23 protein-coding genes are annotated in these 20,061 nt (G+C 71.0%); 11 read left to right on the top strand and 12 right to left on the bottom strand.

Annotated elements, in window-relative coordinates; genetic code table 11:
- Positions 1 to 10 precede the first annotated feature (10 nt).
- Entirely contained in the window at positions 11 to 676 is a 666-nt protein-coding gene (locus ACQPXB_RS02870; protein WP_432849328.1) for a hypothetical protein, read from the bottom strand.
- The gene (locus ACQPXB_RS02865) at positions 673 to 1,080 is read right to left on the bottom strand and encodes a helix-turn-helix domain-containing protein (RefSeq protein ID WP_366577920.1); all 408 of its coding nucleotides are present in this window, start codon (positions 1,078 to 1,080) and stop codon (positions 673 to 675) included. The genes ACQPXB_RS02870 and ACQPXB_RS02865 overlap by 4 nt, the downstream gene beginning before the upstream one ends.
- A gap of 140 nt (positions 1,081 to 1,220) precedes the next feature.
- Here ACQPXB_RS02865 and ACQPXB_RS02860 point away from each other — a divergent pair, with 140 nt between their 5' ends.
- Positions 1,221 to 2,396: a methyltransferase domain-containing protein gene (locus ACQPXB_RS02860; protein ID WP_432849327.1), complete on the top strand. Its 1,176-nt coding sequence runs from the start codon at positions 1,221 to 1,223 to the stop codon at positions 2,394 to 2,396.
- A 68-nt stretch (positions 2,397 to 2,464) separates the two neighbouring features.
- Here ACQPXB_RS02860 and ACQPXB_RS02855 read toward each other — a convergent pair whose 3' ends face one another.
- The 4 genes from ACQPXB_RS02855 to ACQPXB_RS02840 are packed head-to-tail and all read right to left on the bottom strand — an operon-like array spanning position 2,465 to position 4,268.
- Positions 2,465 to 2,764, bottom strand: a complete 300-nt coding sequence (locus ACQPXB_RS02855; RefSeq protein WP_432849326.1) for a hypothetical protein — start codon at positions 2,762 to 2,764, stop codon at positions 2,465 to 2,467.
- 60 nt (positions 2,765 to 2,824) lie between these two features.
- Positions 2,825 to 3,463 carry an AAA family ATPase gene (locus tag ACQPXB_RS02850; protein WP_432849325.1) on the bottom strand — a complete coding sequence of 213 codons (639 nt, stop codon included), beginning with the start codon at positions 3,461 to 3,463 and terminating at the stop codon, positions 2,825 to 2,827.
- Positions 3,464 to 3,482: 19 nt separating this feature from the next.
- The gene (locus tag ACQPXB_RS02845) at positions 3,483 to 3,884 is read right to left on the bottom strand and encodes a zf-TFIIB domain-containing protein (RefSeq protein WP_432857255.1); all 402 of its coding nucleotides are present in this window, start codon (positions 3,882 to 3,884) and stop codon (positions 3,483 to 3,485) included.
- 15 nt (positions 3,885 to 3,899) lie between these two features.
- Positions 3,900 to 4,268 carry a VOC family protein gene (locus tag ACQPXB_RS02840; protein ID WP_432849324.1) on the bottom strand — a complete coding sequence of 123 codons (369 nt, stop codon included), beginning with the start codon at positions 4,266 to 4,268 and terminating at the stop codon, positions 3,900 to 3,902.
- Positions 4,269 to 4,354: 86 nt separating this feature from the next.
- On the opposite strand from ACQPXB_RS02840, the gene ACQPXB_RS02835 reads away from it, so the two are divergent.
- Complete coding sequence (locus ACQPXB_RS02835; protein ID WP_432849323.1) at positions 4,355 to 4,822, top strand: CGNR zinc finger domain-containing protein; 468 nt, start codon at positions 4,355 to 4,357, stop codon at positions 4,820 to 4,822.
- A gap of 252 nt (positions 4,823 to 5,074) precedes the next feature.
- On the opposite strand, the gene ACQPXB_RS02830 is transcribed toward ACQPXB_RS02835, so the two are convergent.
- Positions 5,075 to 6,373: a DUF445 domain-containing protein gene (locus ACQPXB_RS02830; protein ID WP_386946171.1), complete on the bottom strand. Its 1,299-nt coding sequence runs from the start codon at positions 6,371 to 6,373 to the stop codon at positions 5,075 to 5,077.
- Positions 6,374 to 6,402: 29 nt separating this feature from the next.
- Here ACQPXB_RS02830 and ACQPXB_RS02825 point away from each other — a divergent pair, with 29 nt between their 5' ends.
- On the top strand, positions 6,403 to 7,569 hold the full coding sequence (locus ACQPXB_RS02825) for a pyridoxal phosphate-dependent aminotransferase (RefSeq protein WP_432849322.1): 1,167 nt from the start codon (positions 6,403 to 6,405) through the stop codon (positions 7,567 to 7,569).
- A 672-nt stretch (positions 7,570 to 8,241) separates the two neighbouring features.
- Positions 8,242 to 9,453: a hypothetical protein gene (locus ACQPXB_RS02820; RefSeq protein ID WP_432849321.1), complete on the top strand. Its 1,212-nt coding sequence runs from the start codon at positions 8,242 to 8,244 to the stop codon at positions 9,451 to 9,453.
- Between the two features lie 515 nt (positions 9,454 to 9,968).
- Here the strand turns inward: ACQPXB_RS02820 and ACQPXB_RS02815 are convergent.
- Positions 9,969 to 11,378, bottom strand: coding sequence for a PLP-dependent aminotransferase family protein (locus ACQPXB_RS02815; protein ID WP_386946165.1), 1,410 nt, complete (start codon positions 11,376 to 11,378; stop codon positions 9,969 to 9,971).
- Between the two features lie 106 nt (positions 11,379 to 11,484).
- Between ACQPXB_RS02815 and ACQPXB_RS02810 the strand changes: the two genes are divergently transcribed.
- Positions 11,485 to 12,126 carry a YczE/YyaS/YitT family protein gene (locus ACQPXB_RS02810; protein ID WP_432849320.1) on the top strand — a complete coding sequence of 214 codons (642 nt, stop codon included), beginning with the start codon at positions 11,485 to 11,487 and terminating at the stop codon, positions 12,124 to 12,126.
- On the opposite strand, the gene ACQPXB_RS02805 is transcribed toward ACQPXB_RS02810, so the two are convergent.
- Together ACQPXB_RS02805 and ACQPXB_RS02800 are read right to left on the bottom strand one after the other, a co-directional pair.
- Entirely contained in the window at positions 12,123 to 12,665 is a 543-nt protein-coding gene (locus tag ACQPXB_RS02805; protein WP_366577729.1) for a Clp protease N-terminal domain-containing protein, read from the bottom strand. The two genes, ACQPXB_RS02810 and ACQPXB_RS02805, sit on opposite strands and share 4 nt — an antisense overlap.
- Positions 12,665 to 12,874, bottom strand: coding sequence for a sigma factor-like helix-turn-helix DNA-binding protein (locus tag ACQPXB_RS02800; protein ID WP_004559389.1), 210 nt, complete (start codon positions 12,872 to 12,874; stop codon positions 12,665 to 12,667). Before ACQPXB_RS02800 ends, ACQPXB_RS02805 begins: the two co-directional genes overlap by 1 nt.
- Positions 12,875 to 12,959: 85 nt before the next feature.
- On the opposite strand from ACQPXB_RS02800, the gene ACQPXB_RS02795 reads away from it, so the two are divergent.
- Positions 12,960 to 13,733: a hypothetical protein gene (locus ACQPXB_RS02795; protein ID WP_432849319.1), complete on the top strand. Its 774-nt coding sequence runs from the start codon at positions 12,960 to 12,962 to the stop codon at positions 13,731 to 13,733.
- 60 nt (positions 13,734 to 13,793) lie between these two features.
- Entirely contained in the window at positions 13,794 to 14,471 is a 678-nt protein-coding gene (locus ACQPXB_RS02790) for a DUF998 domain-containing protein (protein ID WP_432849318.1), read from the top strand.
- 1 nt (position 14,472) lies between these two features.
- Here the strand turns inward: ACQPXB_RS02790 and ACQPXB_RS02785 are convergent, their stop codons facing one another.
- Positions 14,473 to 15,501, bottom strand: coding sequence for a D-cysteine desulfhydrase family protein (locus tag ACQPXB_RS02785; protein ID WP_432849317.1), 1,029 nt, complete (start codon positions 15,499 to 15,501; stop codon positions 14,473 to 14,475).
- 134 nt (positions 15,502 to 15,635) lie between these two features.
- Here ACQPXB_RS02785 and ACQPXB_RS02780 point away from each other — a divergent pair, with 134 nt between their 5' ends.
- The 3 genes from ACQPXB_RS02780 to ACQPXB_RS02770 are packed head-to-tail and all read left to right on the top strand — an operon-like array spanning position 15,636 to position 18,395.
- Complete coding sequence (locus ACQPXB_RS02780) at positions 15,636 to 17,009, top strand: amidase (protein WP_432849316.1); 1,374 nt, start codon at positions 15,636 to 15,638, stop codon at positions 17,007 to 17,009.
- Positions 17,006 to 17,548, top strand: coding sequence for a TetR/AcrR family transcriptional regulator (locus tag ACQPXB_RS02775; RefSeq protein WP_386946861.1), 543 nt, complete (start codon positions 17,006 to 17,008; stop codon positions 17,546 to 17,548). The genes ACQPXB_RS02780 and ACQPXB_RS02775 overlap by 4 nt, the downstream gene beginning before the upstream one ends.
- A 1-nt stretch (position 17,549) precedes the next feature.
- Positions 17,550 to 18,395: an oxygenase MpaB family protein gene (locus ACQPXB_RS02770; protein WP_432849315.1), complete on the top strand. Its 846-nt coding sequence runs from the start codon at positions 17,550 to 17,552 to the stop codon at positions 18,393 to 18,395.
- On the opposite strand, the gene ACQPXB_RS02765 is transcribed toward ACQPXB_RS02770, so the two are convergent.
- Positions 18,377 to 18,928 (bottom strand): CGNR zinc finger domain-containing protein, encoded by a 552-nt coding sequence (locus tag ACQPXB_RS02765; protein ID WP_432849314.1) that lies wholly within the window; start codon positions 18,926 to 18,928, stop codon positions 18,377 to 18,379. The genes ACQPXB_RS02770 and ACQPXB_RS02765 overlap by 19 nt on opposite strands.
- 55 nt (positions 18,929 to 18,983) lie before the next feature.
- On the opposite strand from ACQPXB_RS02765, the gene ACQPXB_RS02760 reads away from it, so the two are divergent.
- The gene (locus ACQPXB_RS02760) at positions 18,984 to 19,838 is read left to right on the top strand and encodes an alpha/beta fold hydrolase (protein WP_432849313.1); all 855 of its coding nucleotides are present in this window, start codon (positions 18,984 to 18,986) and stop codon (positions 19,836 to 19,838) included.
- Positions 19,839 to 20,061: the final 223 nt, after the last annotated feature.

The following is a 20,061-nucleotide window of genomic DNA, read 5'->3' as shown; positions in this document are numbered from 1 at the left end:
GTGCGAGGGCTTACTTCTCGGTCTTCGGCTCGGTGGCCGGCTTCTTCGCGACCGTAGTAGTGGTGCGGCGGGCGGGCGAAGCGGTCTTCGGCGCCGTGCGGTTGGCGGCCTTGCGGGCGACCGAGCGGGTCTCGTGGGCGAGGTCGTCGCCGAGGTCCTCGACGGCCGCGGCGGTCTCGTCGGCGACCTCGGTCACCTTGCGGGCGGTCTTCTCGCCGGCGGAGCGGGTGCGCTTGGTGACCTTGGCCAGCACGCCGTCGACGCGCTCGCGGGTCTCGCCGGCCAGGCCGTCCACGCGCTGCTGCGCGGTGGTCAGCGCGTCCTCGAGCTGGTCGAGGGCCTTCTTCACCTGCGGCTGCGCGGAGATCTTGTCCCAGGTCTGCTCGCCGGACTCGGCCAGCTTGTTGTAGAGCTTGAGCGCGGCCTCGGTGTACTCGTCGATGACCTTGCGCAGCTCGGCCGGGTCGAGCTTGCCGCGGAGGCTCTCGACGTCGGTGGGCAGCTCTTCGAGGTTCTTGCGGGCGTGCTCGCCGCTCTTGCGCGCCTTCGCGACCGCGTCGGTCACGGCCTGGCTCGCGAGGTTGCCGGCGCCGAGCGCGGCGAGCAGCGGGGTGCGGACCTGGTCGATGGCGGTGCTGACGACCTTGCGGACGTCCTCGGTCTTGGGCGTGGTCATGCCGACTCCTCTGTGGTGTCGTGGGTGGTCTTGGTGGTTGTCGGTTCAGCGGGCGTGCCGGCGGCATTCTCCCGCCGGAAGGACTCGTAGACGTCGAGCAGAACCTGCTTCTGCCGCTCGGTCAGCACGGTGTCGGCGCGAATCGCGTCGCCGACCGGGCCGCCCGTGGGCACGTCGAGGATTCCTGCCTGCACGTACAGCGCTTCGGCCGAAATCCGCAGACCTTTGGCGATCTGCTGCAGGATCTCCGCGCTGGGTTTGCGGACCCCGCGCTCGATCTGACTCAGGTACGGATTGGACACGCCGGCGAGCTTCGACAACTGGCGCAACGAAATCTTCGCCGAACTCCGCTGCTGGCGGATGTACTCGCCGATGTCGGAGGCGATGTCCGCGACCTTCTCCATCGGGTTCTGGGTCCCGCCGGGTTCTGTCATCCGGTCACCTCCTCGCGACACTTCCGACCGTACGCGGACGTGCTAGCTATTGCAAGCACTCTGCTTGCACCATCGGGTGTGGTTCCGCTCACCCGGCTACGGTGGTCCCCATGGCGACTCAACGGTTGCGCCGCAGGCTGGTCAAACACCTGGTCGAGGAGGACGTGCTCCACGACCCGAAGTGGGTCGACGCCTTTCGCAGCGTGCCGCGCCACGTGTTCCTGCCGCGGTTCTTCACGCGCGTCGACGAGGGCTGGGCGGCTGTCGACCGTGACGATCCCGGGTGGCTGGAACGCGTCTACTCCCCCGACGTCCTGGTGACGCAGCTCGACGACGACTCGTCCCTGTGGGAGAAGGCCCGGCGCGACGGGCCCATCGACGGAGTGCCGACAAGTTCTTCGAGCATGCCGGCGATCATGGCGATCATGCTCGAAGAGCTGCGCGTGGAGGACGGGCAGCGGGTGCTGGAGATCGGCACCGGCACCGGGTACAACGCGGCTTTGCTCAGCCACCGTTGCGGATCCGGTTCGGTGTCCACTGTGGACGTCGATGCGGGACTGGTTTCGGCCGCGCGCGGACATCTGCAGGAGGCGGGGTACGCGCCGTCGTGCGAAGTCGGCGATGGGACGCTGGGTTTTCCTGCGGGGATCATGTTCGACCGGGTGCTGTGCACGGCTTCGGCTTCTTCGGTGCCGCCGGCCTGGCTCGAGCAGACCGTGCCCGGCGGGTTGGTCGTGACGACGTTGAACCGGCCCCTGGGCGCGGGGTTGGTTCGCCTGGTCGCCGGCCCGGGCGCGACGGGCCACGGCCGGGTTTTGACTCGCGACGGTCGTTTCATGCCCCTGCGCGGGCACCGCCTTCCCGCCCCGGCTGCCCTGCCCCCGCTCGCCGCCTCGGATTGGCGACCGTCGAAGCTGCCGATCGAGTTGCTGCTGAAGCCGCGCTTGCAGTTCGAGTTCTTCGCCTCCTTGGAACTCCCGGGCGTCCAGCCGGTCCGCGAACTCCCCGACGGCTCGAGCAACCCGGTTTCCTCGGGCGACCCCCACGTGGGGGCCTTCGCCCTCACCCATCCCGACGGCTCGTGGGCCCGCTTCCGCGCCCACGGCGACACGTTCGAAATCGCCGAAGGCGGCCCCCGGGGCCTGTGGGAGCTCGCCGAGCGCGCCCTCGTCCTGTGGAACTCCCTGGGCCGCCCGGAACGCGACCGCTTCGGCCTGACCGTGGACGGTTCGCGGCAGGAGTTCTGGCTGGATGAGCCGGACGGGCTTCGGTGGGAGCTGAATTAGGTCGGACCCAACCGCTGCTTGTCGATCCGGTCGAAGCCGCTACGTCCGTGGCGGCGCGAGCGCCGTGCTCATTCCTCGGCCGCGATCGAGCCCGGAATCCCCACCTGCCTGGCCACCTCGGCGGCGGCCCAGGCGACATCGAGTGCCTCCCCCGTGCGGATCACGGTGCGGCCGTCGTAGCGGGCCCAGCACCACGCGCCCCTGGCGTCGAGGTTGCCGTGCTCGTCCATCCCGCGCGTGCCCAGGCTGATGCGGCCGCCATCGATCGTCGTGACCCAGACCGACAGGTCGGTGCCGCTCGGGTGGTCGATCGCGTAGCGCGCGACGCCGGCCGCCAGCAGAGCCTCGATCACGTCGTCCGCGTTCATGGGACGGACGTTACCCACGGACGTTCGAGACCGTTGCGATCCGAAGCCATTTCCCGGCCGCTAGCCGGTCAGGTTCGACCTGACCCGCTTCTCCACCTGGGTGACCACATCGTCGAGCGAGGCGACGGTGGTGTCGAGGTACGGGACCTGGCTGCGGATCCACTGGTTGAACTCGAGCATCTCGTCGATGCGCGCCTCATCCCATTCGCGCCAGGCAGGGCGGGCGCGCAAGCGTTTGCGGAGGACCGCGTCGTCGGCGACGAGGGCGAGGTAGTGCACGTCGGAGAAGAAGACACGCTCCGGCAGCGGCTCGACTTCCTGCGGGGCGACAGTGCCGCACAGCACGACCGGATGGCCGTTCTGGTGCAGCATCGCCGCCATGCGGAGCCAGGCCGCGCGGAACGCCGGGATGTCGTCCCGGAGAGCGCCGGCCCAGAGGACGTCCTGCTCCAGCACCACCGCGTCCCCGGCCAGCCGCGCCGCCAGCGCCGGGCCGACCGTGGACTTGCCCGCGCCGCTCGGACCCGTCAGCGCGAACAGCGGCAACCGCCGGAACGGCCACCGATGTCCACAGAGGACACACTCCAGCACCGCACCCTCGGCCCGCGGGCGTTCGGCGCGATCGCCGCACTCGGGACAAATCCGCAGGTCGAGGGCGGGCACCGAGTCAAGAGCCGACGCCGAGCCCGGGCCGCTCATCGGATCGACGACAGGCAACTCAGTCGAACAGGTGCTCGAGGAAGCCGCGCTTGCGGTGGCCGTGCGGGCGAGGCGAATCGGCGTAGCCGCGGTGGCCGCCGCCGTAGGGCCGTAGGGAGTCCGAGTACCCGCCGCCGTACGGCTTGGGCGAGTCCGAGTACCCGCCGCCCCGGTAGGGCCGAGGCGAGTCCCCATGGCCGCCCCGGTACGGGCGCGGCGAGTCCGGCCGCGCATAACGCGGTGGCGGCGTCGGCACCCCGCCGTAGTACGAGCTCTCCGCCCCGGCGATCTGCTCCAGCTCACCGTGGTCCAAGAAGATCCCCCGGCAGGCTTCGCACTGTTCGATGTGGATGCCGTTCTTGTCGACGGTCCGCATCCGGTTCTGACACTTCGGACAAATCACACATCCGAGACTACGCAGATTCCGCCCGGCGCGTCAGCAGGCGCACAGGCAGAACGGATGACCCACCGGATCGGCGTAGACGCGGAAGGTCGAGGGCGAGTCGTCGAGCAGCTTGGCGCCCAGCGAGAGCACGCGCGTGTGCGCGGCTTCCAGGTCGGCCACGTCCAGGTCGAGGTGCGCCTGCTGGGGTTGCGAAGCCGAGGGCCATTCGGGGGCGCGGTAGTCCGTGACCTGCTGGAACTCCAGCCGAGCGCCGCCCGCCGGGTTGACGAGCCGGGCCCAGCCGCCGTCCTCGTGCACGTCAGGTTCGGGCCAGTCGAGCACCGCGCGGTAGAAGCCGGCGAGCGCGGCGGGTTCCGGGCAGTCGAAGACGGTCGAGCCGAATGTCGGAACAGCACCCATGATCGTGACTCCCTCCAGTAACCAGTATTCGGAGTATGGGAGTTATCAGCCGACGAAGCAACCACCCTCGCTCGTACACTGGTTGCGTGCACACCGACGCGACCCTGGTGGTGGACTTCCTCAACACCGTCGACATCGAGCGCGGCGAGGACCTGCTGGACGACCCCGGGCTGTGGCAACGCTGGTCCGCCCAACGCGGCGTCTCCCCGGGCAACGTTGACGAAGCCCGCGCCATCCGCGACGCGCTGCGCGCCGCCGTCGGAGATCCGCGGCTCCCCGTGGAGCAGCTCGAAGTCCCGCTGACGTTCTCGCTCGACAACCAGGGACCCCAGCTCCTGGGGACAACCGCCGTCTCCGCGGTGCTGGTCGCCGCCACCCGGCTCTCCATCCGCGGCGACTGGGTCCGGCTCAAGATCTGCCCGGCCGACGACTGCCTCGAAGCCTTCTACGACGAGTCCCGCAACCGCTCGCGCACGTGGTGCTCCATGCGCGTCTGCGGCAACCGCGAGAAGGCCCGCACCTGGCGCGCCCGCGCGACGGGTGTGCACAACTGAGGACCTGTGGACAACTCGTGCACAGCCACCAGATATGCACGTGCAGACGCACCGGATCCCCACAACTTGTGGATGCGTGTTAGGCCAGATCCGTGAAAAGTTGTGGATAACCCGGGGGATAACTCAGCTTCCTGTGGACAACTGGTTTGAAGCTCCCCCACGTGTGGTATACGCACCGGCTGCGCATGAGCAGCCACGCTCCGGCCACCTCAGAACCGTGACGAACCCCGACAAAACCGAGAAAAGCCCAGGTCAGAACAGCAGCTGCGCCACCGTGTAGATCACCAGGCCGGCCAACGCGCCCACCACCGTGCCGTTGATGCGGATGAACTGGAGGTCGCGCCCGACCTGCAGCTCGATCTTCCGCGACGTCTCCTCGGCGTCCCAGCGTTCGACGGTGTCGGTGATGATCGTGGTGATCTCCTTCGAGTAGTTCTTCACCAGGTACGCCGCCGCGCCCTCGACCCAGCTGTCCACCTTCGACGCCAGCGAGTCGTCGGTGATCAGCCGCTCGCCCAGTGACTGCAGGCCCGCGCGCACGCGCCGGCGCAGTTCGCTCGACGGGTCCTCGGCCGCGTTGAGCAGCATCTCCTTCGCCGTGGCCCACGCGTTGCCGATCAGCTTCTGAACCTCGTCGTGGTGCACGATCTGGCCCTTGACCTGCTCGGCGCGCTCCATGGTCTTCGGGTCGTTCTGCAGGTCCTGCGCGAACTCGCCGAGGAACTTGTCCAGCGCCAGGCGCATCGGGTGGTTCACGTCGGTCTTCACGGCCCACGCGAACGACAGCACCTCGCCGTACACCTTGTCCGCCAGCATCTCGTCGACGAACTTCGGCGACCAGCTCGGCGCGCGGTCGGAGACGACCCGCAGCATCGCCTGGTGGTTGTCGCGCACCCACTCGTACGCGCGGTCGCACATCAGGTCCACGAGCTTGTGGTGCGCGCCGTCCTCGAACACGCCCTCGAGGATCTTGCCCAGCGGCGGGCCCCACGGCCGGTCGACGATCCGCTTGACCACGGCCTGTTCCATGATCGCCTGCACGTCTTCGTCGCGCAGCACCGTCACGGCGCCGCGCACGACCGTGGCCAGCTCCGACGTCACGCGCTCAGCGTTGTCCGGCTGCGAAAGCCACCCGCCGAGGCGACGCGAGATCTCGACGCGCTTGAGCTTGTCGCGGATCACGTCCTCGGAGAGGAAGTTCGAGCCGACGAAGTCGCCCAGGCTGTTGCCGAGCTGGTCTTTCTTGTTCGGGATGATCGCCGTGTGCGGGATCCGCAGGCCCAGCGGGTAGCGGAAGAGCGCGGTGACGGCGAACCAGTCGGCGAGCGCGCCGACCATGCCGGCTTCCGCCGCCGCCTTCACGTAGCCGACCCACGCGGGCCAGCCGGCCGACTCCGCCCAGCTCGTGAGCAGGAAGACGACCGTGGCGCCGAGGAGGAAGGACAGCGCGACCTGCTTCATCCTCCGCAAGCCGCGCCGTTTTTCCGCTTCACCGGCGGCGCCACCGGGCGGGTCTGCGGGCGTGACCTTGGCTGGGGTGAGTTGCTCCACGACGCCATTGTCCGTGAGGATGCGTTTTCGTGCGTGAACCAGCTCTCGTCCCCCGCCTCCGCCCCTTCACCGCGACGATCTTCGCCGAGATGACGGCGCTCGCCGTGAAGCACGCCGCCGTGAACCTCGGCCAGGGTTTTCCCGACACCGACGGGCCCGCCGGCATGCTCGAAGCGGCGAAGAACTCCCTGTTCGGCGGTGACAACCAGTACCCGCCGGGCCCGGGCCGCCCCGAGTTGCGCGCCGCCATCGCGCGCCACCGGCTGCGTTACGGCACCGAGTACGACCCGGACACGGAAGTCCTGGTCACAGCGGGGGCGACCGAGGCCATCACGGCCGCGCTCATCGCGCTGACGGAGGCCGGCGACGAGGTGATCGTGGTCGAGCCGTACTACGACTCCTACGCCGCGGCCGTCGCGATGGCCGGCGCCCAGCGGCGGGTGATCGGCCTGGTCGAGGCCGAAGACGGGCGTCTCGAGCTCGACCTCGACGCCCTGCGCGACGCCATCACGCCGCGCACGCGCGCCGTGCTGCTGAACTCGCCCCACAACCCGACCGGCACCGTGTTCTCGCGCGCGCAGCTGGAGGCCGTGGCGGCGCTGTGCGTGGAGCACGACCTCATCGCGGTGACCGACGAGGTCTACGAACACCTCGTGTTCGACGACGCGGCCCACATCCCGCTCGCCACGCTGCCCGGGATGCGCGAGCGGACGGTGTCGATCTCCAGCGCCGGCAAGACATTCAACTGCACCGGCTGGAAGATCGGCTGGGTCTGCTCGTCGCCGGAGCTCGTGGCCGCAGTGAAGGCGGCGAAGCAGTTCATCACGTTCGTCTCGGGCGGCCCGCTGCAGCCGGCCGTGGCGTACGCGCTGGACCACGAGCTGCCGTGGGTCGAAGAGCTGCGGACGAGCCTGCAGGACAAGCGCGACCGGCTGTCGGCGGGACTCGCGGACGCGGGTTTTGCCGTGCGGCCCAGCAGCGGCACCTACTTCGTGACAGCCGACGTCCGTCCACTCGGGTTCACCGACGCCGCGGAGCTGGCGTGGGAGCTGCCCGAACGCGTCGGCGTCGCGGCCGTGCCCGTCAAGGTGTTCACAGATCACCCGGACGAGTGGAAACACCTGCTGCGGTTCGCGTTCTGCAAGCGGAACGAAGTCATCGACGAGGCCGTCGCGCGATTGCGGCAACTCGTCTGACCACTGCGGTTACCGAATCACGAGTTGCGGAGCGGTTACGCTCCAGATTCGTCGACGGTGCGTTAGTGATTCGATACCGAGAGTATGTTTTCGAGGTGAAACATCAGGTCAACGGCCGTGCGGGCGTCCGCCCGGATGGCCGCAGAGGGTCCTGTCGGGCACACGCTCAGTGATCAACTTCGGCTGATCGGACACCGGAGCCGGTAAGTCCGTTCCGCCTTACGGGGTGGATCGAACGCAGGGAAGATGAAACACTCGCGACCGGTGCTAGAAAGAGTGCAGCCCCGGGGGAACTGCGACCTGGCCGGAGAAGAACCCCAGTTGGATCAGTCTCGTGCGGCGGCCGCATGAGCTTCAGGCGCGGACGGTGGTGGTGGCGTGAGCGACATGGCAGCCGCACGCACCGACGCACCACTCGTGAGCAGCGCTGATCCCGGGCTGACCCCTTGTGTTGTTCTGCCTGCTGGTGTTCCGAGTGGCCGCGCTTCGGTGTCTTCAGGGCCTGCAGTACGCCGGCCGCGGCCGTGGGCGGCCCCGTTGGCGAGGCCGGCCGCGCGGATCGCGCTGGCAGGCGGGTTGACGTTGGCCGGGTGGCTGCTCGGCGCGTTGGTCGCCGGAGCCGGGGCGGAAGCGGCGGAACAGCCGCACGGGGACGCATCCGGGAACACGGCCGTGACCGCGCCGGGGCACACCGGGCACGGCGAGGCTCGGGAGCACCGTCGAGAGCCGCACGGACATCCGTGGCACGGCGTTTCGACCGGGTCCACTGCGGACTCGAGTGCCGCGGGGACTTCCGGTGACAGCAAGGGTTCGACCGGCGGCACCGGCTCGGATGCCGCGGCAACGGGCACTTCCGGCACAAGCACTTCCGGCGAGACCACCTCCGGCACGAGCGCCTCGGACACGAGTACCTCCGACACGGACGCCGCCAAGCCGAGCGCTTCCGGCACCAACGCTTCCGACGAGAGCACGTCGGACCAGACCGCGACGCCCGCCGTTTCCGGCGACAGCACCGACTCCGGGGCCACGACCGGCGCGAGCCAGGGCGGCGCCACCGCCGGCTCCGATCAGGTCGGGCCTGACGGGTCCGCCGGCGCGAAGCAGCACGAGACCGGCGACTGCGACGGAACGCACCACAGCGCAACCGACCAGACCACCAGCGATCCCAGCACTGCCACGGATCCCAGCACCACCGACGCGCCGCTGCGCGTCACGCCGTCGCACCAGGATGGCCTGCTCGGCGGGTTGCTCGGGGGCGTACTCGGACTGGTCGACACCACCGTGCACTCGATCACCGGTGTGGTCGGGACCGTGGACGACGTCGGGGGAACCGTGTTGCCGCCGGTCACGACGATGCCGGGTGGGGATGACGCACCGCCGTTGATCCCGATCGGAGACGTGCTCGGCCCGGTGTTCTCGGGTGGGACGGTGAGCGGCGGGGTCACGGCGACCGTGCCGGAGCTGACCGCCCAGCCCGCCGAAGTGGTGAGCGCCGTCGTGCCGGTGATCGTGCCGCCGCCGGCGCCGGTGACCGTGCCGAAGGCGGCCGGGCTGGTGCACTACCCGAGCGTCGTGCACCTGATTCCCGTGCAGCAGCGCAGCACCGGCGCGCAGCCCGCGCACAACGAGAACTCCCGCGTCGGCGTCACAGGTGGCGGCGGCAGCGGGGGCGGCGGTGGCCTGCCCGCGGCGCCCAGCGCGCCCGTCGCGCCGACCACCACCGCCAACCCGGGCCACGACGGCCCGGGCGGCGCACGGCAGCCGTTCGCCGTCGTCGGGGACAGCGTGACCACCACGCAGCTCAAGCTGATCGGCGTCAGCCGCGACCACGAGGTCGCCGGCGCGGGCAGGGACGCAGCCCTGCCCACCACCTCCCCGGACTGACCGGCACCCGGTCCACCGGGGAGAGCCACGTCCAAACCAAGATCAACTTCTTGGAGCGCGCGCCCGTTCGCTGCGCCTGGCTCACCCTTTCGCACCAGTCATTCGACGTGTCATTCCACGCGTCAATCCAGGTGTCACTCCACAAGGGGCGATCCATGCGTACGACCAGCCTTCCCGACCGGCCGACCGCGCCCGGCCGGATCGGGTCCTGGTCCCGGCGCCGCGCTGCCCCCGCGGCGCCGGGACCCACAACGGGCGTGCTCCGGAGGTTCCCGCTCACCGCGCCGAGCGGGAACCTGCGCCAACCGAAGCCCGCCTGAGCCGTCGGCGCTTCCCGGCACGTCGAGGGGCTGTGCCGGGAAGCCGCCGCGGCGCCCGCTCTGAACGGAGCGGGTGACGAACAGCCGGTGCGCCGGATGCGACCACCACCATCCCTGGAGTGGTTGGAACATCCGGCGCACCGGCTGTTTATCTTTTGAGCCCTGGCCCGGGAAACGCTGCCGCACCAGCGAAGCTCAGGTCACCGGCACGTTCGCCGCCGGCACATCCGCGTAACCGCGCACCGACTCGACGGCCAGGCTCAGCCGCCGCACGGCCTCCAGTAGCTGGTCGGGCGGCAGGCCGAACGGCAGCCGCAGCCAGCGTTCGAGGCCGCCGTGCACGCCGAAGCGTGAGGCGGGCGCCAGCTGCACGCCGTGGTTCGCCGCCGAGACGGCGAGGCGCGTGCTCATCGGTTCCGGCAGGCGGCACCACAACGACAGGCCGCCGGCCGGGACCTCGAACGTCCACTCAGGACAGTAGGCGTGCACGGCGTCGATCAGGGCATCGCGCTGCAGCCGGAAATCCACCCGCCGCTGGGCCAACGCCGCGTAACCGGCCGGCTCCAAGAGCGAAGCCAGCACCAGCTGGTCGAACACCGGCGCCCCGAGGTCCACGGCGAAGCGCGACGACAGCAGCCGGTCGAGCAGGTCGGCTGACGCGCGGATCCAGCCCAGCCGTAGCCCGCCCCACTGTGACTTCGCGGCCGAGCCGACCGTCAGCGCCAGGTCCCCCGCGAACGCGGCCAGCGGCGGCGGCGCGTCGAGCGGATCACCCTCGTAATCCAGCTCCACCAACGATTCGTCGACCACCACGGGCGTGCGCGAGCGCGCGAGGAGGCCGCCGAGGCGTTCGCGGCCCGCGGCGTCGAGGCGCAGGCCCGTGGGGTTCTGGAAGTCGACGACGAGGTAGCCGAATCGCGGCGACGCCTGGCGCAATGCGGCCTCGATCCCCGTGAGGTCCCAGCCGCGCACGGGGTCGAGCGCCACCGGCACGGGCAGTGCGTGCGCGGCGCGTACGGCGTCGATCGCGTTCGGGTAAGTCGGCTGCTCCACCAGCACGCGGTCGCCCGGGCCGGCCAGCATGCGCAGGCACAGCACGAAAGCCGAGTACGCGCCGGCCGTCAGCATCACCTGGTCCGGAGTCGTCGGCAGGCCGCGCGCGGTGTAGCGCTCGGCGATCCGCTCGCGCAGCAGCGGCAGGCCGCCGGTGAGGTACCCGTTGCCGCTCAGGTGCTCCACGAGGTCGCGCCGCGCGGTGTCGACGGCGTTGATCAGCCCCGGCAACGCGGGTGGCGCGGCCCGGGCCAAGTCGATCAAGCCGTCGCGTTCGTGCTGGGCCGGCGCGGCCGAACGGTGGCCGGCACCGGAGATCCACGAACCGGCACCGCGACGGCTGGCGACGACACCGGTGGCACGCAGCCGGTCCAGCGCCGCGCCGATGAGGGTGCGGCTGACGCCGAGGGCGTCGGCGAGCTCGCGCTCCGCGGGCAGCCGGGTGCCGATGGGGAGCTGGCCGTCGAGCACTTGCAGCTCGACGGCCGCGGCCAGATCCGCCGCCCCCTGCCGGGAGCCACGGCGGCGCCACTCCCCCAGCAACACGGCCAATCGGGTACCAGAGACACGGCTACCCAGCGGAAGATGCGAGGTCATAAGACCAATTATCCGACATTGGCCATGGATTACCAGTCCACTTGTCGCCGATAGTGGAGAAGTGGCAGTTGTCGACCTCAGTCCCCTCAGCGTCCGCCGGGCGCCCGTCCGCCGTGGTGCCCAGCTTCTGGGTGGCCTCGCGCTCTACGGCGCCAGCATGGCCATGCTCACCCGCGCCCACCTGGGCCTCGACCCGTGGGACGTGCTCCACGAAGGCCTCACCAAGCTCACCGGCCTGAGCTTCGGCACGGTCACGGCCATCGCGTCGGTGTTCGTGCTGCTGCTGTGGATCCCGCTACGCCAGCGGCCCGGCATCGGCACGGTGGCCAACGTCGTGGTGATCTCCGTGACCGTCGACGCCGTCCGCGCGGTGCTGCCCGACCAGCACACGCTCGCGTTGCAGATCCTGCTGCTCGTCGGCGGTGTGGTGCTCAACGCCGTGGCCACCGCCGTCTACGTCGGGACCCGCCTCGGCCCCGGTCCGCGCGACGGGCTGATGACCGGCCTCACCGCACGCACGGGCTGGTCCGTGCGGCTGGTGCGCACCGGGATCGAGGTGACCGTGCTCGCCGTCGGCTGGCTGCTCGGCGGCACCTTCGGCGTGGGGACCGTGCTCTACGCGCTCACGATCGGACCGCTCACGCAGGCCCTGTTGCCCCTGGTCACGTGGCGGACCGGGCGCCGCGAAGAGCAGCAGCACTAGCCGGCCTCCCGCTGGCCGACCACCCGGCGCACCGACACGTAGTCGACGCCGTGGGCGGCCAGCAGGTCGGGCACCGGGCCCTTCTGCTGCACCAGCGCGAGCAGCAGGTGCTCCTGCCCGAGGTGCTTGTCGCCCAGCTTCACGGCTTCGCGCAGGCTCAGCTCCATCGTCCGCTTCGCGTCGGCCGCGAACGGGATGTGGCCGCGTTTCGCGCGTCTGCCGCCACCGGCGAGCGCACCCGGGCCGTGGGTCTCCTCGACGCGCTCGACGATCTGCTCCACGTCGATGCCGAACTCGGTGAGCGCGGCGACCTCGGCGTCGCTGATCCCGCCGCGCCGGCGGATGCGGTCGAGCTCGCCCAGCACGTCTTCCCGCGACACGCCGAGCTCCTGCAGCAGCCGCAGGCCGGCGCCGTTCTCGGTGCGGGCGAGCCCGGCCAGCACGTCGGTGAGCTCGATCTGCCGCGCACCGGCCTCGCGCGCCACGATCTGGGCCTCGACCACGGCCAGCCGCGCGTCGAGCGTGAACCGTTCGAACATCAGTGCCTCCCGTACTTCTTGTGGACGGCCTGCCGGCTGACCCCCAGCTCGGCGGCGATCTCCTGCCAGGACCAGCCGTGCACGCGGGCGCTGCGCACCTGCACGGCTTCGAGTTGTTCCAGGAGCCGACGAAGCGCCGCGACCGCGCGAAGCCCCACTCGGGGATCACGGTCGCCCGCCCTCGCGGCCAGGTCTGTTGCTTCGGTCATGATGTCAATCTAGGTTGACACACCACGTCTGTCAACCGAAGTTGACAGACCGGTCCCGGTCAGTCGTTCGGGTTAGCATCGGGTGATGCCCGAGATCGCGATCGCGGAGCGCGCGGGAGTAGGCGCGGACGGCCTGCCTCGCGCGAGCGAAGACCACGTCGTGGTGCTGGACAACGCCGTGCTGCTGCTGGACGGCGCCACGTCACCGAGCCCCGACCTGCCGCCCGGCGGCTGGTACGCCGACCTGCTGGTGCGCCGGCTGGCGGACGAGCTGAGAGAAAGTCCCAAGGAAGACCTCGCCGTGGCGCTGGCGTCGTCCATCGCCGGGGTCGCGGCGGCGCACGGGCTGGAGCCCGGGCACTCGCCGTCGAGCACCGTGTCGATCCTGCGCTGGGACGCGGCCGAGGTCGAAACCCTTGTGCTGGCGGACAGTCCGGTTGTCGCGTTCGGACAGTTCGGCGTCGACGTCGTGGCCGACGACCGGCTGGTCTCCCTGCGCGACGGCGGCCTGCTGCAGACCGGCGCCGACGTGCGCCGCCGCCGCAACGCCGAAGACGGCTTCTGGGTCGCCGAAGCCGACCCCGAGGCGGCGGCGAAGGCTGTGCGGCGCTCGTGGCCGCGCCCCGAGGTCGACGCCGTGCTGCTCGCCACCGACGGCGTGTCCACCGGGGTCGACGACTACGGCCTCTTCGGCTGGCCCGACGTGCTGCGCCTCGCCCGGGTGAACGGCCCGGACGCCGTGCTGGACGCCGTGCGAACCGCGGAAACGCAGGATCCCGACGGTTCGCGCTGGCCGCGGGCGAAGCGGCACGACGATCAAGCCTTGGTGCTCGCCGAATTCACCAGCGAGGTCGAATAGGGGTCGAATTCAGGGTGATCCCGGATCACGGATCGCGCCGGCCCCGCAACGCTGGGGACCATGGGGATTTCACGGGGGCTGCGGATCTGGCGGATGGGCGCACTGGTGGCGATCGGGTGGGGGCTGTTCACGATCACCCTGATGCACGTGATCAGCTCCCACGACCCGATCCACGACACGTTGTCGAGCTACACCACCACCGACCCGGGCCTGCTGAGCGCGAGCGTGCTGGCGCTCGCCGTCGGTTCGCTGGCCGTGCTCGGTTGCCTGGCGGCCGGTGGCGTGCCGCTGCCTCGGACCACGCGAGTGCTGCTTTCGTTGTGGGCCTTGGGGTTGGCGACGGCCGCGGTGTTCCCGGCGAGCTACCCGCCGCACCCGGACCTGACGAGCGGCGAGATCCACCTGTACTCGTGCGTGGTGGCGTTCGCGAGCCTGCCGGCCGCGGCGCTGACGTTGCTGGAACCGTTGCGCGGCACGGCCGAGCGCGCGCTCGTGGCGCGGTGGCTGCGGTTCGGGGTGGCCGTTCTGGTGGTGTTCGGCGTGAGTTTCCTGTTCGCCCGCCTCGACGAAGCCGGGCTGCCGGTCCACACCGTCACCGAGCTGCTGCCGGTGGGGGCCACGCAACGGCTGATGCTCGTCGCGGACGTCGTGCTGCTGCTGGGCCTGGTCCGCGTGGCGGTGCGGGTCGACGCCACCCGCGCGGCGGCCGAGCTGCAACCGGCCGCCGCGCGGGACTGACTCACTCCTGCATCGCGGCGACGAACTCCGGCGCGTAGCCGTACAGCCCGGGCAGGCCGCCGGTGTGCACGAACACCACCGTCTCCCCGGGGTCGAACCGGCCGTCCGCGGCCCATTCGACGAGCGCGGCAGCGGCCTTGCCGGAGTAGACCGGGTCCAGCACCACACCTTCGGTGCGGCCGAACAGCCGCAGCGCGCCCCACGTCGACGGCGCCGGGATGCCGTAGCCCTCGCCCATGGTCGAGTCGCTCATGCGCACGTGGTCCAGCGACGGCGTGTCGACGCCGAGCAGCTGCGCGGCTGAGGTGACGAGATGGGTGAGGTTGTCGGTGGCCTCGTCGAGCGGATGGCTCACGCAGGCGAAGTCGGCGCCGAGGTTGCCGAGCAGCGCCGTGCCGAGCGCGAGGCCGGCGGACGTGCCGCCGCTCGCGTGGGGCGCGACGATGCGGGCGCTGTCGATCCCGAGCGCCGAGAGCTGCTGCGCGAGCTCGTGGGTCGCGGACACGTAGCCGAGGGTGCCGAGCGCGTCGGAGCCGCCGACGGGGACCGTGAAGACCTTGCGGCCCTCGTAGTCGGCCGACGCGAGCAGCTCTTCGTAGGTGCGCTCGGCTTCCTCGACGGTGGCACAGATGTGCAAGCGGGCGCCGAAGAGCAGGTCGAGCGGGATGTTGCCGGAATGCTCGTAGGCCTCGCCTTGGCGCGGCACCTTCGCCGTGAGCACGAGCTCGCAGCGCAGCCCGAGCCGCGCGCACGCCGCCGCGGTCTGGCGTCCGTGGTTGGTCTGCAGGGCGCCGAAGGTGATCACCGTGTCGGCGCCGGCGGCGAGTGCCGCACCGAGGTGGAAGTCGAGTTTGCGCAGCTTGTTGCCGCCCACGCCGAGCGGGTGGACGTCGTCGCGCTTGAGCATCAGCCGCGGCAGCCCGAGCGCCTCGCCCAGGCGCGGCGCGGCCAGCAGCGGCGTCGGCCCGGTGCCGAGCCCCGCCCGCGGGAACGCGTCGAAAACGGGAAACCGGTCGAAGTCGAACGTCATCGATCCTCCGTGGGGCTGGGGCGGGTCTCGGGCTCATCGTCGGCCTCGGGCGGGTCGGCTGTCGAACCAGGGAGCCGGAATCACAGTCCGGTGGTAACGTTCGTTCGAACGAACGAGAACCCGGGGGTGGCCCGATGACCGTCAGGACTTCCGCGTTCACGACCGTCGCCGACCAGGTGACGGCGCTCGAAGCAGGCGAAACGACCTCGGTGGCGCTCACCGCAGCGGCTCTGGAAGAGGCGCACGCGAGCCAGACCGTGCTCAACGCGTTCCGCCGGATCCGCGACGACGAAGCCCTCGCCGAGGCCGAAGCAACCGACCGGCGCCGGGCGCGAGGTGACCGGACGCCGTTGCTGGGCGTGCCCGTCGCGATCAAGGACGACGTGGACCTCGCGGGCCTGCCGACGGCGTTCGGCTGCGCGGGTGACTTCCCGGACGCGACCGCCGACGCACCCGCCGTGGCGCTGCTCAAGCGGGCCGGCGCCGTGATCATCGGCAAGACGAACACGCCTGAGCTGGGACAATGGCCGTTCACGGAAGGGCCGGCGTTCGGGGTCACGCGTAACCCCTGGCACCCCGACCACACGCCCGGCGGGTCCTCCGGCGGCTCGGCGGCCGCGGTGGCCGGCGGGGTGGTCGCGGCGGCGCTCGGCTCCGACGGCGCCGGGTCGGTGCGCATCCCGGCGGCGTGGACGGGGCTCGTCGGCATCAAGACGCAGCGCGGCCGCGCGCCGCTCGGTGGGGAGTTGTTCCACGGCCTCACCGTGCTCGGCCCGCTGGCCCGGACGGTGGCCGACGCGGCGACCCTGCTGGATGTCACCACGGGCTCCGACGGCGTGTTCCGCGCGGCCGCCCGCCGGGAACCCGGCCGGCTGCGCATCGGGCTGTCGACGAGGATTCCGTTCACCGCAACGAAAACCAGCCTCGACCCGGCCGTCGAAGCGGCCGTGCGCAACACCGCGGAGGCGCTGGCGAACCTGGGCCACGACATCGTCGAGATCGACCCGGGCTACGGGCTCATCGGCCTCACCTTCCTGCCGCGCTCGCTCACCGGCGTGCGCGACTGGGCCGCTCGCGTGCCCGAGAAGGCCAAGCTCGACCCCCGCACGCGCGGCAACGCGCAGCAGGGCACCGTGCTCGCCGGTGCGTTGAAACTCGCCCGCGCTCTCGAACCCGCGCTGCAACGCCGCATCGGTTCCGTTTTCGGGCGCGTCGACGTGCTGCTCACCCCGACTACCGCGACGCCGCCGCCGAAGACCGGCGCGTTCGACGGCCTCACCGGCTGGCGCACCGACCAGACGATGATCGCCGCGTGCCCCTACGCTTGGCCGTGGAACGTGCTGGGCTGGCCGGGGATCAACGTCCCGGCCGGACAAACCGCGGACGGGCTCCCCCTCGGCGCCCAGCTGCTGGGCCCGTCGCACGCCGAGGAGCGGCTGATCTCCGTGGCCGCGCAACTGGAAGAGGTCCAACGGTGGCACCTGCGCCGGCCCGCAAGGGTGTGGTGAACACCCGCGACGCGATCCTGCGGGCGACGCTCGAGGTCGTCGGCGAGCAAGGGGTCGGCGGGCTCACCAACCGCCGCATCGTGGCCGCCGCGGGCGTCTCGCTCGGCACGCTGACCTACCACTTCCCCAGCCAGACGGAGCTGCTGCGAGAGGCGATGCTGCTGTTCGCCGAGGAGGAGACGGCGAAGCTCGCCGCGATCGCCGACGCGCACAGTGCGGACGGCCTCAGCCTGGAGCAGGCCGCGGCCGTGGTGGAGCACGTGATCGAGCAGCTGCCGTTCGGCACCGACGACCTCGCACCCCACGAGCTGTACCTCCAGGCCGCGCGCGATCCCGGGCTGCGCGAAGCGTCGGCGCGCTGCTTCGCGGCGTACGACGACCTGGCCACGACGATCCTGCGCGCGCTCGGCGTGCCCGATCCCGCGCGGGTGGCGGGTCCCGTCGTCGCGCTCATCGCCGGGTTGCAGCTGCGGCGGCTGTCGACGGGCACCGACGTGCCGGCCGCCGAGCCGCTGATGATGCTGCTGCGCGGGGCCTGACGTGGCGCCGCCGGTCGTGCGGGGCACCGCGGCCTGGCGGTACTTCGGTGACTTCCGCGACGTGCTGCTGGCCGGGCAGGTCCTGGTGCTGCAGGTGGCCCACCCCGTGGTGGCGGCCGGGGTGCGGGACCACTCGGACTACGTTTCGGATCCCTGGACGCGGTTGATGCGGACGGGGGCTTCGCTGTCGATCTACGTGTACGGCGGTGCTGCCGGCGCGCGGTTCGAGGCTTCGCGGTTGCGGGAGCTGCACCGGACGTTCACCGGGGTGGCCGACGGGCGGCGGTACAGCGGGCTGGATCCGGGTGCTTACGCGTGGGTGCATGCGACGTTGGTGAAGGTTCCCGTTGATGTACAACGGTTTTTCGGGCGGCCGCTGACGCCGGGCGAGCTCGACGAGTACTACGCGCAGATGTGCGACATCGGCCGGGTGCTCGGGGTGCGGGAGCGGGATCTGCCACCCGACTGGGCCGCGTTCTCGCGGTACTACGACGAGATGGTCGCGGCGTTCCGGCCGAACGAGACGATGACGACGTTGCTGGAGACCATCCACACCGTGCCGAAACCCGTGCGGTGGCTGCCGGATCGGTGGTGGCCGCGGCTGCGGGATGCGCAGGCGGCCGGGCAGCTGTTCTTGATCCGGGCGACGTTGCCGGCGGCTTTGCGGGGGCAGCTCGGTCTACAGTGGACTTCTCGTGACCAGCTGCGGTTCGCGCGCTTCTGCCGTGTGGTGCGGATCGTCGGCTGGTTGGTGCCCGCGCCGTTGCGGACGGCGCACATGCGGTGGATCGGCAAGCTGAACGTGTGGTTGCGGGCCCATCCGTGGGCTTACCGGCTCCTGCCCTGACTCAGCCGTGCGTAGTGGGCCCGGGCTTTGGCGCGGTTGCCGCAGCGGGACATCGAGCACCACTGCCGGGTCCTTCGTGGTGACGCGTCGGCGAAGCGCAGGCCGCAGTCGTCCGCGGCGCAGACGCGGACGTCCACCGGGCTCGTGGCCAGCTCGATCACGTCGGTGGCGATCAGCGCGAAGGCGGCCGCGACCGGGTTTCGCGGGGTGGGTGCCGCTTTGCGCAGCTCCCCGTCGGACAGCCGCAGGCGCGCGTTGGGCAGCGGCTCCTCGACGGCTTTGTTCACGAGCTCGACGTCAGGGGGTGCCGGCGGGGTGGTGACCAGCCGGTTCACGGCTTCCCTGAGCCATTTCGCCGTTTCGAGGTCTTCCTGCGTGACGGGCACCGGGCCTTTGGTGAGGCCGGCGAGCGAGAGCCATTCGGCGAGGGCTTCGGGCGAGGTCAGCAGCTCGACCCCTTCGGGCTGGTAGCGGTCGCGCAGCGTGTTGACGAGGTCGAGACACGGCCGGCCACCGTCGAAAACCCACTCCATGGGGTTGATTCTAACCCTTGTCACCGGTTAGGCGCGTCCGGTAGCGTCTAACCCCATGAGCCGGTTAGAACCTTCGATGGCGCAGGTCGGCGACCTCCGGCTGCACTACCTGCGCGGCGGCGACGGCCCACCCGTGTTCCTGCTGCACGGGTGGCCGCAGACGTCGCACTGCTGGCACCGCGTCGCGGGCCCGCTCACCGAAACCCACACCGTGATCGCGCCCGACCTGCGTGGTTACGGCCGCACCGACAAGCCCCGCGGCGGCTACGACAAACGCACCATGGCCGCCGATCTCGCCCAGCTCGCCGAGCAGCTGGGCTTCGACCGCGTGTCGGTGGTCGGCCACGACCGTGGCGGCCGCGTCGGCCACCGCTGGGCTTTGGACCGTCCTGAGCAGGTCGAGCGCCTGGCCGTCCTCGACATCGCGCCGACGCGCGAGATGTGGAAACGGCTGGATTCGGATGTCGCGAAGGGCTACTGGCACTGGCTGTTCCACCTGCAACCCGACCTGCCGGAGCTGCTGGCGGGCAGCAACATCGCCGCCTACCTGGGCTACTTCTTCGAACGCTGGACCTTCCAGCGCCAGGGCCTGCCCGCCGAGGACGTCGCCGAATACGTACGCGCCTTCTCCGCCCCCGGCGCCCTCCGCGCCGGCTTCGACGACTACCGCGCCTCCTTCCCCGACGACGCCGCCCTCGACGACGCCGACTACGCCGCCGGCAAGCGCCTCACCCAGCCCGTTCTCGCCATGTGGGGCCAAGCGGGCCTCCTCGGCAAACTCCCCACCCTCGACCTCTGGCGCGACTACGCCGACAACGTCACCGGCGTCGGCCTCGAGAACTGCGGCCACTTCCTACCGGAGGAACAACCGGAGGCGGTGGTGTCGCACTTGCGTGAGTTCTTGGGTTAGGTGGTGATCGCACTTACGCGAGCTTCTCGCCTGGGCCTTGATCAGCTCGTCGGCCGGCGGCCGCGCCACACCCGCCGGGGAACGCCGGCTGCGAGGCGGCTGAGCACCCCATCCAGCCCGCGCTCCGCAACGCCGAGGCAAACGGACCGCGGCCGCTTCCCCCGGAGGAGCAGCCAGAAGTCGCCGGCCACGCGGCACATGAGCGCTGAACCGAGCCTGCGCT

Source organism: Amycolatopsis sp. CA-161197, from assembly GCF_050942255.1.
Classification (GTDB): Bacteria; Actinomycetota; Actinomycetes; order Mycobacteriales; family Pseudonocardiaceae; genus Amycolatopsis.
This window is presented reverse-complemented; position numbering and strand designations above follow the sequence as displayed.

Bases quoted from the DNA above. Each gene is read 5' to 3' on its own strand.
- ACQPXB_RS02870 (WP_432849328.1), bottom strand. From the start codon at position 676: ATGACCACGCCCAAGACCGAGGACGTCCGCAAGGTCGTCAGCACCGCC.
- ACQPXB_RS02805 (WP_366577729.1), bottom strand. From the start codon at position 12,665: ATGTTCGAACGGTTCACGCTCGACGCGCGGCTGGCCGTGGTCGAGGCC.
- ACQPXB_RS02765 (WP_432849314.1), bottom strand. From the start codon at position 18,928: ATGGAGTGGGTTTTCGACGGTGGCCGGCCGTGTCTCGACCTCGTCAAC.
- ACQPXB_RS02760 (WP_432849313.1), top strand. From the start codon at position 18,984: ATGAGCCGGTTAGAACCTTCGATGGCGCAGGTCGGCGACCTCCGGCTG.
- ACQPXB_RS02865 (WP_366577920.1), bottom strand. From the start codon at position 1,080: ATGGAGAAGGTCGCGGACATCGCCTCCGACATCGGCGAGTACATCCGC.
- ACQPXB_RS02780 (WP_432849316.1), top strand. From the start codon at position 15,636: ATGACCGTCAGGACTTCCGCGTTCACGACCGTCGCCGACCAGGTGACG.
- ACQPXB_RS02860 (WP_432849327.1), top strand. From the start codon at position 1,221: ATGGCGACTCAACGGTTGCGCCGCAGGCTGGTCAAACACCTGGTCGAG.
- ACQPXB_RS02790 (WP_432849318.1), top strand. From the start codon at position 13,794: ATGGGGATTTCACGGGGGCTGCGGATCTGGCGGATGGGCGCACTGGTG.
- ACQPXB_RS02855 (WP_432849326.1), bottom strand. From the start codon at position 2,764: ATGAACGCGGACGACGTGATCGAGGCTCTGCTGGCGGCCGGCGTCGCG.
- ACQPXB_RS02795 (WP_432849319.1), top strand. From the start codon at position 12,960: ATGCCCGAGATCGCGATCGCGGAGCGCGCGGGAGTAGGCGCGGACGGC.
- ACQPXB_RS02840 (WP_432849324.1), bottom strand. From the start codon at position 4,268: ATGGGTGCTGTTCCGACATTCGGCTCGACCGTCTTCGACTGCCCGGAA.
- ACQPXB_RS02850 (WP_432849325.1), bottom strand. From the start codon at position 3,463: ATGAGCGGCCCGGGCTCGGCGTCGGCTCTTGACTCGGTGCCCGCCCTC.
- ACQPXB_RS02785 (WP_432849317.1), bottom strand. From the start codon at position 15,501: ATGACGTTCGACTTCGACCGGTTTCCCGTTTTCGACGCGTTCCCGCGG.
- ACQPXB_RS02800 (WP_004559389.1), bottom strand. From the start codon at position 12,874: ATGACCGAAGCAACAGACCTGGCCGCGAGGGCGGGCGACCGTGATCCC.